Below are 16,750 nucleotides of genomic sequence, written 5' to 3' on the forward strand. Positions count from 1 at the left end.
AATGTCTAAGAAAGAAGTAACCTTCGATGTGCTGATTGAAATTCCAAAAGGAAGTAGAAATAAATATGAATATGATTTTACCCTGAACAAAATTCGATTCGATAGAACTTTGTTCTCATCTATGATGTATCCTGGAGATTATGGTTTTGTTCCAGAAACACTTGCCCTGGACAAAGATCCTTTGGATGTATTGGTGTTAGGTACTGAACCTACCTACCCTATGGTAGTTATGGAGGTGAAGCCAATCGGTGTATTTCATATGACTGATGAAAAAGGACCTGATGAAAAAATTATTTGTGTGCCTGTGCATGATCCTGTTTGGAACAATAAAGCGGATATTACTGATATAAATCCACATAGGAAAAAGGAAATTGAACACTTTTTTGCGGTCTATAAAGATTTGGAAGAGAAGAAGGTGGATACCGGTGGATGGGGAGACGTTAATGAAGCCATAGAAATCTATCATCAATGTGTGAAACGCTACGATGAAAGTGAGCACAAAAAGAAAAGAACTTTTACCATTTAAGGTAAAAATCAAGTAAAGATTTATGCGCTTTTGATTGCCAAAAGCGCATTTTTTTTATTAGTCCGTATTTTACTACTTTAGCATCCGTTAAAAAAAATATAAATAATCAAATAAAATGGAACTGATCGTAAACTATTTACCGGTATTTGGTGTTTTGGCACTTGTCTTCGTATTCATAAAGAATATGTGGGTTGGAAAGCAAGATGAAGGAGATGCAAAAATGGCAAGAATTGCTAAAAATATTGCAGATGGCGCTATGTCTTTCTTAAAGGCCGAGTATAAAATTCTATCAATTTTTGTAATTGCCGTAGCTGTATTGCTTTATTTCAAAGGCAGTAGTGAAACTGGCTCCAACGGTATGGTAGCCCTATCCTTTGTTGTAGGCGCAATTTGTTCTGCATTGGCAGGATTCATTGGTATGCGTGTTGCTACAAAGGCAAACGTAAGAACTACACAAGCAGCTAAAACGTCTTTGGGAAAAGCCTTGGAAGTTGCCTTTGCCGGAGGTGCCGTAATGGGCTTGGGCGTTGTTGGTCTTGGGGTATTGGGACTAAGTGGATTGTTTATTGTCTATCAAAATATGTGGCCTGGAGCTGATAATCTTGGTTTAGTATTGAATGTATTATCTGGATTCTCACTAGGTGCATCATCTATTGCACTTTTTGCACGTGTTGGTGGTGGTATCTATACCAAGGCTGCGGATGTTGGTGCAGATTTAGTAGGTAAGGTTGAAGCAGGTATTCCTGAAGATCATCCATTAAACCCGGCTACAATTGCGGATAACGTTGGAGACAACGTTGGTGATGTTGCAGGTATGGGAGCTGACCTTTTTGAATCCTATGTAGGTTCCATAATCGGTACAATGGTTTTGGGAGCATTTATTATTACTCCTGATTTTGCCGGTTTAGGTGCAGTTTACCTTCCATTGGTATTAGCTGCGGTAGGAATAATAATGTCAATTATAGGTACCTTCTTTGTAAGAGTTAAAGATGGTGGAAATCCACAAACAGCATTAAATATTGGTGAATTTGGATCGGCTGGTTTAATGGTCGTTGCTTCTTATTTCATTATTAATGCTCTAATTCCTGAGACAGTCGATGGATTACCTTTTGGAGCTATGGGTATTTTTTGGGCAACATTGGCCGGTCTAGTTGCTGGTTTAGGTGTTGGTAAGATTACAGAGTACTATACAGGTACAGGTACAAAACCAGTAAATTCTATTGTAAAACAATCGGAAACTGGTGCTGCTACAAATATTATTGCAGGTTTAGGTGTTGGTATGATGTCAACAATGATTCCTATTCTTTTAATTGCTGCTGCGATTTTGGTCTCACACCATTTTGCAGGTCTTTACGGTATTGCTATCGCTGCAGTTGGTATGTTGGCAAATACAGGTATCCAATTAGCAGTTGATGCTTACGGACCAATTTCTGATAATGCTGGAGGTATTGCTGAAATGGCTGAACTAGACCCAGAAGTTCGCGAGCGTACTGATAAATTGGATGCTGTTGGTAATACTACTGCTGCTATTGGTAAAGGTTTTGCAATTGCTTCTGCTGCCTTAACGGCTTTGGCGTTATTTTCTGCCTTTATGAAAGTTGCAAACGTTACATCTATTGATGTTTCTAAACCTACGGTAATGGCAGGACTCCTTGTAGGTGCAATGCTACCCTTTGTATTCTCTGCACTTTCGATGAATGCAGTAGGTCGTGCCGCTATGGCAATGATTGAAGAGGTACGTCGTCAATTCAGGGATATTCCGCAATTGAAAGCGGCCTTAGAGGTAATGAGAGCTGTTGATTCAGATATGTCTAAAGCGACTCCGGAGCAGCGTGCTACTTTTGATGCTGCCGATGGTTATGCTGAATATGACAAATGTGTTGATATTTCTACAAAAGCATCAATTAAAGAAATGGTATTACCAGGTCTTTTGGCGATAGCGGTTCCTGTTGCTGTAGGATTTATTGGTGGAGCCGAAATGTTAGGTGGTCTATTGGCCGGTGTTACTTCTGCTGGTGTTTTAATGGCAATTTTCCAATCTAATGCAGGTGGAGCTTGGGACAATGCAAAGAAAATGATAGAGTCTGATGGTCGTAAAGGAACAGATGCCCATAAAGCTGCTGTTGTAGGCGATACAGTTGGTGATCCATTTAAAGATACTTCAGGTCCATCTTTGAACATTTTGTTGAAATTGATGTCAGTTGTAGCGTTGGTTATTGCTCCGAGTATTGCAATAAGTGCAGATAAGATGATGGCATATAACGAAACTAATGTTGCCACAGAAGTTGTTGAAAGACAAATGGAGCAGCACATTAATGTTGAGATGAGCAATACTGAAGATGGTGCTTTCAAAGCCATTGTAATAACTACGTCTGAAGTTGATGGAAATATTACAGAAGAAGCAAAAGAATTTACTGCTGCTACTAAAGAAGAAGTGGAAAAGTTGGTAAATGAATACAAAGAAGCGAAGGAGTAACTTCAATTCTCAATTAATATACGAAAGGGCCGCACTTTAGTGCGGCCCTTTTTTGTGCTGTCCATTTTGTTGGACATCACGGATTGTCACCATGAACACAATCAACCTGTAAATCATTTCCACGCCTCATTGCCGACAACCTGATTTGTTCACTATGACATATCTATTGTAGTTTAAAAGTTATGGGAATGGAAAAAGGAACTTTAACCGGAGTGCCTCGTTGCTTTCCAGGTGTCATTTTTGGCAATTTGGAGATGATTCGAGCCGCTTCTTTTTCCAAAGTTTCATGCGGACCTCGCATTCGAACTTCATCGATGCTTCCATCTTTTTGAATGGTGAAAATGATATTGACCCGACCTTGTAATCCCATTTCTTTGGCTATTTCGGGATAACGGAAATTCTTTCGAACGTGCTTTTGCATCATTTCTTGAAAACAAGCTCGTTTATTCTTTTCGTTTTCACAACCTGGGAAAATGGGCACATCTTCAATTACGATAAAAGATATTTCGTCAGGAATATTATCCTCAATTACAGGAATATCATCTATGGGAACAATTTCGGTCGTATGGTCTATCTCTGTAGAAGCAATTATGGAGTCTTCAATATCAGGGTCATCAGGAATTATTTCAATAACGGGGGGTGCCTGAATTTTTGGTGGGGGGAGCTTAAGTTCATGAAAAGTAATAGGAGGTTCTTCATCTAGGCTATCAGGAATATCTAAGTTTTGGACAAACTCCGGGGTTTTATAATATGTCTTCCATTCGATGGCGACATAAGCAAATAGTAAAATAGCGGTCAACCCTATCAAAAAATAGAGCGTACTGTTCTTTTTCAGTTCTAATTTTGGATTTTTCTTTAATTCCATGTTTGCAAAATTTATGAAGCAAAAAGCTTCGAGTTAGAAATTATGGGTGTTAACCCTAATCTAAAACTAGGTTGAAAACAAAGGGAATAAAACCAAGAATGAGTGAATAGGCCTTCTCAGTGAGGGAAAAAGAGATTAATACAAAAAGAAGTTATGAATTGCCTTGTTCAGCTAAAATAAACCATGAATCTCAGCATCAATTTTATTGATTACCTGCCCCAAGTCTTCGGGTTCATCAACAAAGTTGATATTGTCAACATCTATTACTAAAAGGTTGCCTTTTTCATAGGTGTTCACCCAAGCTTCGTAACGTTCGTTCAATCGACTGAGGTAATCTATAGAGATGCTGTTTTCGTATTCCCGACCGCGTTTGTGAATTTGATTCACCAAATTGGGAATGGAACTTCTCAAGTAAATCAACAGATCGGGTGGTTGCACTAAAGTTTCCATCAGCTCAAAGAGACTTTTATAATTTTCGAAGTCCCTGTTGGTCATCAGTCCCATAGCGTGGAGGTTAGGTGCAAAAATGTGCGCATCCTCATATATGGTCCGATCCTGTATTACATTTTTTCCACTTTCCCTGATTTTGAGAATCTGACGGTAACGACTGTTCAAAAAATAAATCTGAAGATTGAAACTCCAGCGTTCCATCTGAGTGTAGAAATCATCCAAATAAGGATTGTCAACAACATCTTCAAACTGGGCATTCCATTTGTAGTGTTTGGCCAGTAAGGTGGTCAATGTGGTTTTTCCTGCTCCAATGTTTCCGGCTACGGCAATGTGCATGCGTGTTGATCTTGAATGGTTATTTTACAGTGTTTAGTTGCAAAGGCATACAATATACAACGAATCTTGTGGAAGGTAAAACCAACCTTGATGGTTTTGTCAACCTTTCGATGAAAAACCATTATCAGTGCTTTAATGCATGGCAACTGCAACCGGGAATGGTAAAACTCTGGGTTTGTTCATGCCATGGAAAAGCTTGATTGTATTTATTGTTTTCCCAATAGAATTTGCCACGCTCTTCAGGCTCGTTGCCAATTTCATTCATGGTTTCGGTGTCGTACAGGCGTCCATTGATCATCGTATAGCGAACAGAATTGGTGTTTTCGATATTCTCCAGTGGGTTTTTATCCAAAACAATTAGGTCAGCTAGCTTGCCTACTTTCAACGAGCCAATTTCATTGCCCATACCAATGTATTCGGCTCCATTGATGGTAGCAGCTTTTAAGGCATCCATATTGCTCATTCCACCGGCTTTAAGCATCCAAAGTTCCCAATGGGCTCCCAAACCTTGCAATTGACCATGGGCACCAAGATTGGCCTTGACCCCAGCATTGGACAAATCGGTAACCGTTTTTGAAACCAAAACATGGCCATTGGTATATTCTTCTTGCGGTGCTTTGGTTCGATGACGACTTCTAGAATCAATAATATGCCTAGGAGTGTATTTCAACAATTTTTCATTTTCCCAGACATTGTCACGTTCATAATAGAAATACTCTCCATTTAAACCGCCATAATTTACAATAAGAGTGGGGGTATATCCACTTTGGCTATTGCTCCAAAGCGCGATGATATCCTTGTAAACTGGAGCCACTGGAATATTGTGCTCTATTCCTGTGTGACCATCCATGATCATGCTCATGTTGTGAAAAAAGGTAGATCCCCCTTCGGGCACTACATTGACACCCAATTCTTTGGCAGCTTGCATTACTTGCTGTCGTTGTTCACGTCGAGGTTGATTATAACTTTTTACAGACGTAGCTCCAAAGGCCTTTGTTCTTCGGATGGCGGAACGGGCATCGTCCAAACTATTGACAACTGCCTTGAAATCTCCATCGGCCCCATAAAGAATAAAACCGGTTGAATAGATTCTGGGTCCGACCATCTCACCACTTTTTACAAGTTCAGATAAGCCAAAAACCGTTTCGCTGTTGGCTGAAGGATCGTGTGATGTAGTGACGCCAAAAGCGAGATTGGCATACAATTGCCAATGTTTTTTGGTGTTCAAGCCTGATCTAAAAGCCCCAATATGGGCATGGGCATCTACAATACCGGGCATTATGGTTTTGCCCTTGGCATCAATTATTTCAGTATTTGATGGGATGGTGATTTCTGAAGCGGTACCTATGCTTTCAATTTTGTTGTCTTTGATAATTATTGTGGCATTTTCTAGTATTTCATCATTTTCCATGGTGATGACTCTAGCATTGGTAAACGCAATTCTGCCTTTTGGTCTATCCGTTTTGGCAATTAACCCCACTTCAATGCCTTTTTCGGTTATGGGTGGAATGCTGTCTGGAGAATTTTTAAGATAGGTGAACCTTTGCTTCACATCGTTGGAGAAATACTCACTCCCCAAAGTCCAATGTAGTTTTTGGCTGTCATTGGACCAATGAAGGTTATAACCCGCATCCTTGGCTACTTGTGTCACAGGGAACGCTTTACTTTTTGGGTCAAATTCAATGGTTTGGCCCGTCATGGTCATCGGCGCCACATACGCTTTGTGTAAATTGGAAAATAACAACCATTTGTTATCAGGTGATGACACAATATGATTGGCGTATTTGGACTTGAAATGAACGCGTTCATCCTTACCATTCAAATCAACACTTTTAAGTTCCTTCGTCAACGATCCGAAGAATTTTCCACCGGTTTGAAAGAAGACACGAAGGTCATCAGCACTGAATGTTGGCGTTAACCCATTCTCGGTAAGTTTTTTGATATAGTTTCCATTGGTGGCCATCGTGTAAATACCAGACTCTTTAGTGAACGTTCTACCTTGATCATTACTACCGCTTTGTTTCCCATAAACAATGTAATTTCCACTGTTTGAGAAAGCGGGAAAACGATAAATTCCTTTGGTCAAAGTCAGTTTGGTCGATTTGCCACCTGTTGATGCTATTTTATGAATGGCGCCCAGCAGCTCATCATCCCAGGTCACATAAATAATTTCCTTTCCATCAGGAGAAAAAGAAGGCTCAAACTCCAAATCAGTACCTTTTGTTAGGCGTTTTGGTTTACCATTTGGTAAAGTTTTGGTCCAAAGGCGTCCCAATGCACTGAAAACAATTCTTTTTCCATCTGGGGAAGTCTTAACATGGCGAATTACCTTAGCTGTAAATTCATCTGCATCTACTTGATGTTGAACCCGGTGCGTCTCGGCAATTTTAATTTTTGTATCTACTTGGAATGGAATAGACCCGACCTGAAGGGTTTCAATATTGATTTTTTGAATTTTACCTCCTGCCCAAAAAACGATTTCATTGCCATTTGGCATCCAGCTGAAGTTGGGATAGGTGCCAAAAATGGCCCAAGCTTCCATCTGATCCTTGTTCAAAGCATCATAAATAGGCCACTCTTCACCTGTTTCCAAATTATGGATAAACAGAACAGTTTTAGTTCGAACACGTTTTACAAAAGCAAGCTTTTTGTTATCAGGTGAAACAGTTGGTCTTGAAGCACTACCAGGACCTCCAGTTATGGTGATGGTCTTTCCGGTTTCAAAATCATAACGTTTGATGGCATAAATCTGTGAATTGGGATCTTTGTTGTATTGAAAAAATCCACCTGGGTACATATCCTCGCAGTAGTACAAGTATTTACCATCATTAGAAACCGAAGGTTCGTTGACATCTTGTTGGTCATTTTTTCTTTTTGTCAACTTTAAACCACTTCCACCTGTAATATGATATTGCCACATTTCGCCTGCACCCAAGGAACGTTGCGATGTGAAGTGTTTTCTGGCAATCAAATGGTTGCCATCCGGTGTCCAAACGGCATTGTTCAACAATCTGAAGTTTTCTTTGGTGATTTGTTTCGCATTGCTGCCATCAATATCCATCACCCAAATATTGTCTCCGCCTCCAGCATCGGAAGTAAAGGATATCTTTTTTCCATCTGGGCTAAAACGAGGTTGAACTTCAAAAGGCAATCCAGTACGCAAAGCTTTTGCATTTCCTCCCGAAACGGGCATGATGTATATATCCCCAAGCATATCAAAAACAATTTGCCTTCCATCTGGGCTGACATCTAGATTCATCCATGTGCCTTCATCAGTCGATAAAGCAACGTCATTGATTTTCCAATCAGAATAGGGATTGGATACATCCCACTTTTTTTCATCCTTTTTATCTTGACCTACAACTAAGAATGTAAATGAGAATAAGAGAAATGAAAGTAATGCTTTGTTTTTCATGATATGTAAATTAGTCGGACAGCAAAATACGGATAAACCACTTATAATAGATATAAGGCTTTTAAAAATATTAGGTTTTTAAGACCAAAACATTTTCATATTTTTGCCCACGATTAATGAGGAAAGATTTGACTGCTTGCAACCTCCAAAAAAAAATGCTAAAAAAGGTGTGTAAACTTTTTTGGGCTGCATCGTCAAATCTCACCACATAAAATAGAAGTACATGCCATATCTGTTTACATCAGAATCTGTTAGTGAAGGACACCCAGACAAAATAGCCGACCAAATCAGTGATGCGCTTTTAGACAACTTTTTAGCTTTTGACCCCGAAAGCAAAGTGGCTTGCGAGACTTTGGTAACCACGGGCCAAGTAGTTTTGGCAGGAGAAGTTAAAAGTGACACTTACTTAGATGTTCAAAATATTGCCAGGGAGGTCATTAATAAAATAGGATACACCAAAGGTGAATATCAGTTTAGTGGAGATTCTTGTGGCGTTATTTCTCTGATTCATGAACAATCTCAAGATATCAACCAAGGGGTGGATAGGGGAAGCAAAGAAGAACAGGGAGCAGGTGATCAAGGTATGATGTTTGGCTATGCAACCAAAGAGACTGAGAATTATATGCCTTTGGCATTGGATATTTCACATAAGATCCTTCAAGTTTTAGCAGATTTAAGAAAAGAGGGAACAAAAATTTCATACTTAAGACCGGATGCCAAAGCCCAAGTGACTATCGAATATTCGGATGATAATGTGCCGCAGCGAATAGATACCATAGTCGTATCTACCCAACACGATGATTTCGATGCTGATGAAAAGATGTTGGCTAAAATCAAAGAGGATATTCTTACTATTTTAATTCCAGAAGTAAAAAAGTTGTTGCCGGAATCCATTCAGGTGCTTTTCAATAACAACATTAAATACCATATTAACCCAACAGGTAAGTTTGTTATAGGTGGTCCGCATGGAGATACCGGACTGACCGGACGCAAAATCATCGTTGATACCTACGGAGGAAAAGGCGCACATGGCGGTGGTGCCTTTAGTGGAAAAGACCCAAGCAAAGTGGATAGAAGTGCAGCTTATGCAGCGCGACATGCGGCTAAAAACTTGGTGGCAGCTGGGGTGGCAGATGAGATATTGGTACAGGTAAGCTACGCTATCGGCGTGGTTGAGCCAACCTCCATTTTTGTGGATACCTTCGGTACGGCAAACGTGAATCTATCTGATGGTGAAATTGCTGAAAAGGCTTCGCAATTATTCGATATGAGACCTTTTGCCATTGAAGAACGCTTAAAATTGAGAAATCCGATTTATTTGGAGACCGCGGCATACGGTCATATGGGAAAACAACCGCAAAAAATCGCCAAGGTTTTTGAATCACCTTACAACGGAAGAGTTGAAAAAGAAGTGGAACTTTTCACTTGGGAAAAATTGGACAAGGTCGAAGCCGTAAAAGAGGTTTTTGGGCTTTAAGCTCATTTCTGTTTCTTTCTAACCCGTCTTGAAGAAATATCAGCTAAAGATTTCTTTGTAGTTTTAGGCGTCAATCAAAATTTTATTAAGATGAAAAGAGTACTTCGTCCGGTTATGCTAATGTTCGTTTTGGCATTGGCAATATCATCCTGCAAAAAAACCGTCAAAAAGGAGATTCAGCAAGAGGATACCTACGTAGCTGATAATTACAACAAGCAAGAAGTGGATATTGAGATGAGGGACGGAGTAAAATTGCACACCACCATTTATTCGCCAAAAGATACCTCAAAGGAATATCCCATTTTAATGCAGCGGACACCATACAGTTCTAGACCATATGGTGAAGAAAATTTTAGAAAGCAGATTGGTCCCAATGTGCATTTAATGAAGGAAGGAAATATCATTGTCTACCAAGATGTTCGAGGAAGATGGTTGAGTGAAGGACATTATGAGAACATGCGGGCGTATATTCCCAATAAGACTTCTGATCAGGATGTTGATGAAAGTTCGGATACTTACGATACCATTGAATGGTTGGTGAACAATGTGGAGAACAACAATGGTAGAGTGGGCGTTTGGGGCATTTCATATCCTGGATTTTATGCAACTTACGCAACCGTTGATGCCCACCCAGCTTTAAAAGCTTCTTCACCGCAAGCTTGTATTGGGGACTTCTTTTTTGATGATTTCCACCATAACGGAGCATATTTACTGAGTTATTTTAGGGCAACATCACTTTTTGGAACACCAAGACCCAATAACGATCAACCCATAGACACGGCTTGGTACACTTTACCGGATATTCAAACGGAAGACCAGTATCAATTCTTTTTGGATGTAGGCCCTTTAGAGAACTTGAACTCCTTTTTTGAATATGAAACGGTAGACACACCGACAATGCGACCTGACGGGGTTACTGACGACTTTTTCTGGAACGAACTGAAGGAACATCCTAACTACGACGAACTTTGGCAGAGTAGGGGAATCATTCAACATCTAAAAAATGTAAAGACCAATGTTGCCACCATGATCGTTGGTGGATGGTTTGACGCGGAGGATTTATATGGCCCACTGGAGACTTATAAAAATATTGAACAACATAACGAAGGCAACTACAATACCATGGTTTTTGGACCATGGGATCATGGTGGATGGGCACGGAAAAAGGATAGGAATGTAGTTGGCAATTATTATTTCGGAGATTCCATTTCGCTGTTCTACCAGAAAAATATTGAAACGAAATTCTTCAACCATTTTTTAAAAGGAGAAGGGGATGAGAATAGTGGACTTCCAGAAGCCTATGTTTTCGATTCGGGTCGTAAAGAATGGAAAACATATGACTCATGGCCTCCGAGAGGAGTTGAAAAAGAGACCAGGTTTCTTTCAGAAAATCAAAAATTGACCTCAGAACAAAAAGAAGTTTCGGGCATTCAATTTGTTAGCAATGTAAAAAAACCGGTTCCTTACTCAGAGGATATCAAGTCTGTGTTTACACCCAGAAAGTACATGACCGATGATCAGCGATTTGCAGCTCGCAGATCAGATGTGCTCATTTTTGAAACAGATGTATTGGAAGAAGATTTGACTTTGGCCGGTGATATTCTGGCAAAGTTAAAGGTAGCAACGACTGGAACCGCGGCTGATTGGATTGTTAAAGTAATCGACGTACATCCAGCGGAAACAGAAACCAACGAGGAGATGCAAGACCATTTAAAAATGGCCAATTATCATCTCATGGTTCGTAGTGAGGTGTTAAGGGGAAGGTTCAGAAACAGTTTTTCCAACCCCGAACCCTTTACACCAAATAAGAAAACAGATGTAAACCTTAAGCTACAAGATGTTTTTCATACCATTAAAAAGGGACATAAACTTCAAATTCAGGTGCAGAGCACATGGTTTCCTTTAATAGATTTAAATCCACAGACCTATGTAGACAACATTTTTAAGGCTGATGAGGAGGATTTTAAGACCCAGACACATACGGTTTTTACTGATTCTAATGTGGAATTTTCGGTTTTGAGATAAAATGGGTGGTTTTTTTAAACCATTTGCAATCTTCTGTGAATTTTTCGCAAAAGATTAGGATATTAAAAGATTCTGCCTTTATATTTGTCCTCACAAGTTCAAACACGTATTGAATAGTTATCAAGAAAGGTGGAGGGAATAGACCCTATGAAGCCTTAGCAACCCTTGACTTCCAATGTCAAGAAGGTGCTAAATTCTATCCCATTTGGGAATAGATAACAACGACCAATTTATTTTGGTTTCACTTTCTTATAACTTTTTGATTTTTCCTATCGACAGAATAGTCGAGTAGGGTTTGGCTTTTTTATGCTTTTTAAATGAAATTGAAAAGCATTGTCATTCCCACGAAAGTGGGAATCTAAAAACAGAACAGGTTTAATTAAAAACAAAAAATCATGAGTGATCAAAAATTTTCAACCAATGCTTTACATGCAGGCCACGATGTAACCCTTAATGGAGGAACAAGAGCGGTGCCCATTTACCAAAGTACGGCATACGTGTTCAATAATGCTGACCATGCTGCCAATCTTTTTTCATTGGCCGAATTTGGAAACATTTATTCCCGAATCAACAATCCTACCAACGATATTCTGGAACAGCGTTTAGCAGCCTTGGAAGGTGGAATTGCTTCTGTGGTGACTTCATCCGGGACCGGTGCAATTAACACGGCATTGTTGGTATTGTTAAAGACTGGCGACCATATTGTTGCCTCCAATAGTCTTTACGGAGGAACATATAACCTTTTGAGCGTAACTCTACCACGTTTGGGAATTACCACAACTTTTGTTGACCCTTCCGATCCATCCAATTTTGGAAAAGCCGTTCAAGAAAATACACAGGCATTTTTTGTGGAATCTTTGGGGAATCCCAAATTGGACGTTTTAGACCTCAAAGCAATTTCCAAAGAAGCGAAAGCGGCGAAGGTTCCTTTTATTGTGGACAATACGGTGGCCTCACCTGCCTTATTGAATCCTATTGAGCACGGAGCCAACATTGTAATCCATTCTTTGACCAAATACATCAATGGAAACGGAACCGCTTTGGGTGGTGCGATTATTGATGCCGGCACATTTGATTGGGCCAATGGAAAATTTCCTGAATTTACCGAGCCATCTGCAGGATATCACGGATTGGTTTATCATGAAGCGCTTGGTCCAGCTGCATTTATTGCTAAAGTTCGAATTGAAGGTCTAAGAGATCATGGAGCTTGTTTGAGTCCATTCAATGCATTTCAAATTATCCAAGGACTCGAAACTTTGGAAATTCGCATGAAAAAACACAGTGAGAATGCATTGGCATTGGCAAAATGGTTGGAAGATCGGGATGAAGTAATATGGGTTAACTATCCGGGACTGGAATCAAGCAAGTACAAATCACTATCTAATGAGTATTTACCCGACGGACAGAGCAGCATTGTCACTTTTGGTGTAAAAGGTGGATTTGAATCAGCCAAGAAAATTGCGGATGAAACCAATATTTTCTCATTATTGGCCAATATAGGTGATACTAAATCTTTGATCATTCATCCTGCTAGCACTACGCACCAACAATTGGATGAGGCCCAGCAAGAATCTGCTGGTGTGACCAAAGATTTGATTCGATTGTCGGTGGGACTCGAAGATTTATCCGATTTAAAGAACGATTTGGAGCAAGCATTTGCAACCATTGATAAATCAGTTTTAGCCTAAAAATGTCATATTGAGCGCAGTCGAGATGATCTTGTTTTAAGTATCTCGACTGTCCTTGAATCAGCATCAATTTTTAAGAAATGCTCCACAAAACAGAAATAAAGAATTTCACCACCATAAATGGGGTCTTGCAAGACTTCCAGCTCTCCTATCAGATTTTCGGAAAGGAATTGCATACAGCACCCATTGTATTGGTCAATCATGCGTTGACAGGAAACTCCAACGTAACTGGAGATTCAGGTTGGTGGTCAGAAATAATTGGCAAAAACAAAAGCATTGATACCGACAAGTACACGATTTTGGCCTTCAATATCCCTGGAAATGGATACGATGGTTTTGTCATTGATAATTATAAAGATTTTGTGGCCGGAGATATTGCAAGACTCTTTTTGCAAGGATTACAACGGTTAAAAGTTGACCGATTGTACGCCATTATTGGCGGTTCATTGGGAGGGGGCATTGCTTGGGAAATGACGGCGTTAAACCCTAAAATAACAGAACATTTAATTCCGGTAGCTTCGGATTGGAAGTCTACAGACTGGTTGATTGCAAATTGCCAGATTCAAGAGCAGTTTTTGATCAACTCAAAACAACCTGTGCATGATGCTCGGATGCATGCCATGCTTTGTTATCGCACGCCGGAATCGTTCAAAGAGCGATTCCAACGGAGTACCAATGAAGAACTTCAGGTTTTCAATGTGGAAAGTTGGTTGATGCACCACGGGAAAAAGTTGCAAGAAAGATTTCAGTTATCTGCGTATAAATTGATGAACCAATTGTTGAGAACCATCGATATCACCAGAGAAGGAGATGAATCTTTCAAAGCGCTTCAAGAAAGTGATACCAAGATTCATATTATTGGGGTTAACTCAGATTTGTTTTTTACAGCTGAAGAAAACAAGGAGACTTTCAGGCGATTGGCATTGGTAAATACCAACGTCACCTATGGTGAAGTACAGTCACTTCATGGCCATGATGCTTTTTTGATGGAGTTTGAACAGTTGGAAAAACTCTTGGAACCAGTGTTCCAAAAAAATGGAAAGCCGGAGCGTATCAAAATTCTAAAATTTGGCGGTAAATCCTTGGCCAATGGCGAGGGAATTGAACGAGTTCTCAAGATCATTTCAAATAAAGCCAATACAAAAGAACAATTTGCCGTAGTGGTTTCTGCACGTGGAAGAGCAACTGATCAGTTGGAATCCATGCTCAAAACGGCAGCAACCGGTGATGATTTTAATAACGAATTGAAACGTTTTTCTGATTATCAAAAAGAGGGCCTATCGGATATTTCCGTAGTTGAAAATGAACTTCAGACTGTTGAAAAAATACTAAAAGGAGTTTCACTTACAGGTGACTACAGTTCAAAAACCAAAGATGAACTTATGTCACATGGCGAGTTGATTTCTGGTAAATCGGTAACTACCCTATTACAACAATTGGGTGTCAATGCCCAATGGATAGATTCAAGAGCATTGATTAAAACTGACGATACCTTCACAAATGCAGAAGTAGAAGAGGGAATCTCCAAAGAAAATGTAATCAGATGTTTTAAAAATTTGGATTCAGATGTAATTCCAATAGTTACAGGTTTCATTGCATCCAATAGTGAAGGAGAGACCACTACTTTGGGAAGAAATGGGACTAATTATTCCGCAGCACTTCTGGCAAATTTTTTAGATGCCAGTGAATTGCTCAATTATACCCATGTAAATGGAATTTACACAGCAAATCCTGATTTGGTATCCGATGCCAAACTTATCGATGTCATTTCTTATGCCGAGGCTAATGAGTTGGCCAATTTTGGGGCCACTATATTACATGCAAAGACCATTATTCCGCTTATTGAAAAAAATATTCCGTTGCGGATTCTCAATACGTTTAATGATGACAACAATGGAACGCTGATTGGACCGAAAACCGATAACGGTAGAATTAAATCCTTGTCCGTTTTGGAAGATGTTGCCTTGATCAATCTTGAAGGAAGGGGACTTTTGGGCAAAATTGGAATCGATGCCCGAATTTTTAAGACACTCGGACAGAATAACATTAATGTTGGAATCATTTCCCAAGGATCTTCAGAACGGGGCATTGGTTTGGTGGTTGATGCAAAAGAAGCTCAGAAAGCCAAAAAAGTACTGGATTTAGAATTTGAAACAGACTATTCTTCCCATGATGTCAACCAAATTACCGTGGTGACGGATGTTTCTGTTATTTCTATTGTGGGAATGGACCTGAGCACTTTTCACAAACCATATAACGCGCTGGTTAAAAATCAAGTGGTTCCATTACTTTTTAATAACACGGTGACGGGTAAAAATGTGAGTTTGGTTTTAAAAAAATCCGATTTGCACAAAGCAATCAATGTGGTGCATGGGCAAATTTTTGGCATTGCCAAGAAGGTGAACCTTGCGGTTTTTGGCCATGGTAATGTTGGCGGAACCTTGATTGACCAAATATTGGATTCCAAGCTGAGCATTGAAAGAAGAAAGGACATTGACCTCAGAGTTTTTGCTGTTTCCAATTCCAAAAAAGTAGTGTTGAATACCGAAGGTATATCCCAAAATTGGAAGAAAGATCTGGATAAAAACGGGATTCCCTATCAAATCGAGGATATAATCGAATTTGCAAAGGCAAATCATTTAGAAAATTTGATTGCGGTGGACAATACAGCCAGCGAAGCATTTGTATCAAACTATGAAAGCTTCATCGATAATGGATTTGATTTGGTTTCTTCAAACAAAATAGCGAACACTTTAGGTTTTGATTACTATAAATCCATAAGAAAGCATCTTGAGAAAAATCAAAAGCAATACCTGTACGAGACGAATGTGGGTGCAGGACTACCGCTTATAGATACTATAAAGCTATTGCACCTTTCCGGTGAGAATATTACCAGAATCAAAGGCGTGTTTTCTGGTTCGTTGAGTTATATTTTTAATACATTTTCAGAAAATGAAATCCCATTTTCCCATATTGTAAAAGAAGCCATGGAAAAAGGGTTTACCGAACCAGACCCTAGGGAAGACCTTTCAGGAAATGATGTGGGTAGAAAATTGTTGATTTTGGCCCGTGAACTCGATTTGCAAAATGAGTTTTCGGATATCAAGGTTGAAAACCTAATTCCGAAGGAATTGCAATCTTTGGATTTTGATGAATTTATGGAACATATTGCGGTTATGGATGAGGTATATGGCAAAGTCAAGAAATCACAAAAAGAAGATCATGTTCTTCGATATATTGGAGATTTGCATGGCGATTTACAGCAAGACAAGGGTAATTTGGATGTTAAATTGGTGTCCGTGCCCAAAGAAAGTGCGTTGGGGCAGGTGAGTGGTTCAGATTCCATTATTGAGATTTATACAGAATCCTATGGAGAAAATCCATTGGTGATTCAAGGAGCAGGAGCTGGCGCAGCGGTTACCGCTAGAGGTGTTTTTGGAGATATTTTAAGAATAGCAGAAAAAATATAATAGTATTAGTCCCTTAAGGGGA

At 39.6% G+C, this 16,750-nt stretch carries 9 protein-coding genes and 1 riboswitch; of the genes, 6 read left to right on the top strand and 3 right to left on the bottom strand.

Annotated features, from left to right (window positions below):
* Window position 1: 1 nt before the first annotated feature.
* Window positions 2-526, top strand: coding sequence for an inorganic diphosphatase (locus tag IAG46_RS15135; RefSeq protein WP_190811226.1), 525 nt, complete (start codon window positions 2-4; stop codon window positions 524-526).
* 115 nt (window positions 527-641) lie between these two features.
* The gene (locus IAG46_RS15140) at window positions 642-3,002 is read left to right on the top strand and encodes a sodium-translocating pyrophosphatase (protein ID WP_190811227.1); all 2,361 of its coding nucleotides are present in this window, start codon (window positions 642-644) and stop codon (window positions 3,000-3,002) included.
* A gap of 163 nt (window positions 3,003-3,165) precedes the next feature.
* On the opposite strand, the gene IAG46_RS15145 is transcribed toward IAG46_RS15140, so the two are convergent.
* From IAG46_RS15145 to IAG46_RS15155, 3 genes are all read right to left on the bottom strand, one after another.
* On the bottom strand, window positions 3,166-3,867 hold the full coding sequence (locus tag IAG46_RS15145) for an energy transducer TonB (RefSeq protein ID WP_190811228.1): 702 nt from the start codon (window positions 3,865-3,867) through the stop codon (window positions 3,166-3,168).
* A gap of 171 nt (window positions 3,868-4,038) precedes the next feature.
* The gene (locus IAG46_RS15150) at window positions 4,039-4,653 is read right to left on the bottom strand and encodes a deoxynucleoside kinase (protein ID WP_190811229.1); all 615 of its coding nucleotides are present in this window, start codon (window positions 4,651-4,653) and stop codon (window positions 4,039-4,041) included.
* Window positions 4,654-4,777: 124 nt separating this feature from the next.
* Entirely contained in the window at window positions 4,778-8,068 is a 3,291-nt protein-coding gene (locus tag IAG46_RS15155) for an amidohydrolase family protein (RefSeq protein WP_190811230.1), read from the bottom strand.
* Window positions 8,069-8,291: 223 nt separating this feature from the next.
* On the opposite strand from IAG46_RS15155, the gene metK reads away from it, so the two are divergent.
* The 4 genes from metK to thrA all read left to right on the top strand — a co-directional run bounded on the left by metK (window position 8,292) and on the right by thrA (window position 16,728).
* Window positions 8,292-9,545, top strand: coding sequence for a methionine adenosyltransferase (gene metK, locus IAG46_RS15160; RefSeq protein WP_190811231.1), 1,254 nt, complete (start codon window positions 8,292-8,294; stop codon window positions 9,543-9,545).
* A 90-nt stretch (window positions 9,546-9,635) separates the two neighbouring features.
* Entirely contained in the window at window positions 9,636-11,570 is a 1,935-nt protein-coding gene (locus IAG46_RS15165; RefSeq protein ID WP_190811232.1) for a CocE/NonD family hydrolase, read from the top strand.
* 114 nt (window positions 11,571-11,684) lie between these two features.
* A riboswitch (SAM riboswitch) is annotated at window positions 11,685-11,792 on the top strand.
* A 173-nt stretch (window positions 11,793-11,965) separates the two neighbouring features.
* Window positions 11,966-13,258: an O-acetylhomoserine aminocarboxypropyltransferase/cysteine synthase family protein gene (locus IAG46_RS15170; RefSeq protein ID WP_190811233.1), complete on the top strand. Its 1,293-nt coding sequence runs from the start codon at window positions 11,966-11,968 to the stop codon at window positions 13,256-13,258.
* Window positions 13,259-13,338: 80 nt separating this feature from the next.
* A complete protein-coding gene (gene thrA, locus IAG46_RS15175) occupies window positions 13,339-16,728 on the top strand; it encodes a bifunctional aspartate kinase/homoserine dehydrogenase I (protein WP_190811234.1) in 3,390 nt (1,129 codons plus the stop codon).
* Window positions 16,729-16,750: the final 22 nt, after the last annotated feature.

Origin of the sequence: Flagellimonas sp. S3867 (assembly GCF_014698935.1) — a bacterium.
GTDB lineage: Bacteria > Bacteroidota > Bacteroidia > Flavobacteriales > Flavobacteriaceae > Flagellimonas.

Coding starts and splice junctions, on each gene's coding strand:
- IAG46_RS15135 (WP_190811226.1), top strand. CDS start 2: ATGTCTAAGAAAGAAGTAACCTTCGATGTGCTGATTGAAATTCCAAAA.
- IAG46_RS15165 (WP_190811232.1), top strand. CDS start 9,636: ATGAAAAGAGTACTTCGTCCGGTTATGCTAATGTTCGTTTTGGCATTG.
- IAG46_RS15155 (WP_190811230.1), bottom strand. CDS start 8,068: ATGAAAAACAAAGCATTACTTTCATTTCTCTTATTCTCATTTACATTC.
- IAG46_RS15150 (WP_190811229.1), bottom strand. CDS start 4,653: ATGCACATTGCCGTAGCCGGAAACATTGGAGCAGGAAAAACCACATTG.
- IAG46_RS15140 (WP_190811227.1), top strand. CDS start 642: ATGGAACTGATCGTAAACTATTTACCGGTATTTGGTGTTTTGGCACTT.
- metK (WP_190811231.1), top strand. CDS start 8,292: ATGCCATATCTGTTTACATCAGAATCTGTTAGTGAAGGACACCCAGAC.
- IAG46_RS15145 (WP_190811228.1), bottom strand. CDS start 3,867: ATGGAATTAAAGAAAAATCCAAAATTAGAACTGAAAAAGAACAGTACG.
- thrA (WP_190811234.1), top strand. CDS start 13,339: ATGCTCCACAAAACAGAAATAAAGAATTTCACCACCATAAATGGGGTC.
- IAG46_RS15170 (WP_190811233.1), top strand. CDS start 11,966: ATGAGTGATCAAAAATTTTCAACCAATGCTTTACATGCAGGCCACGAT.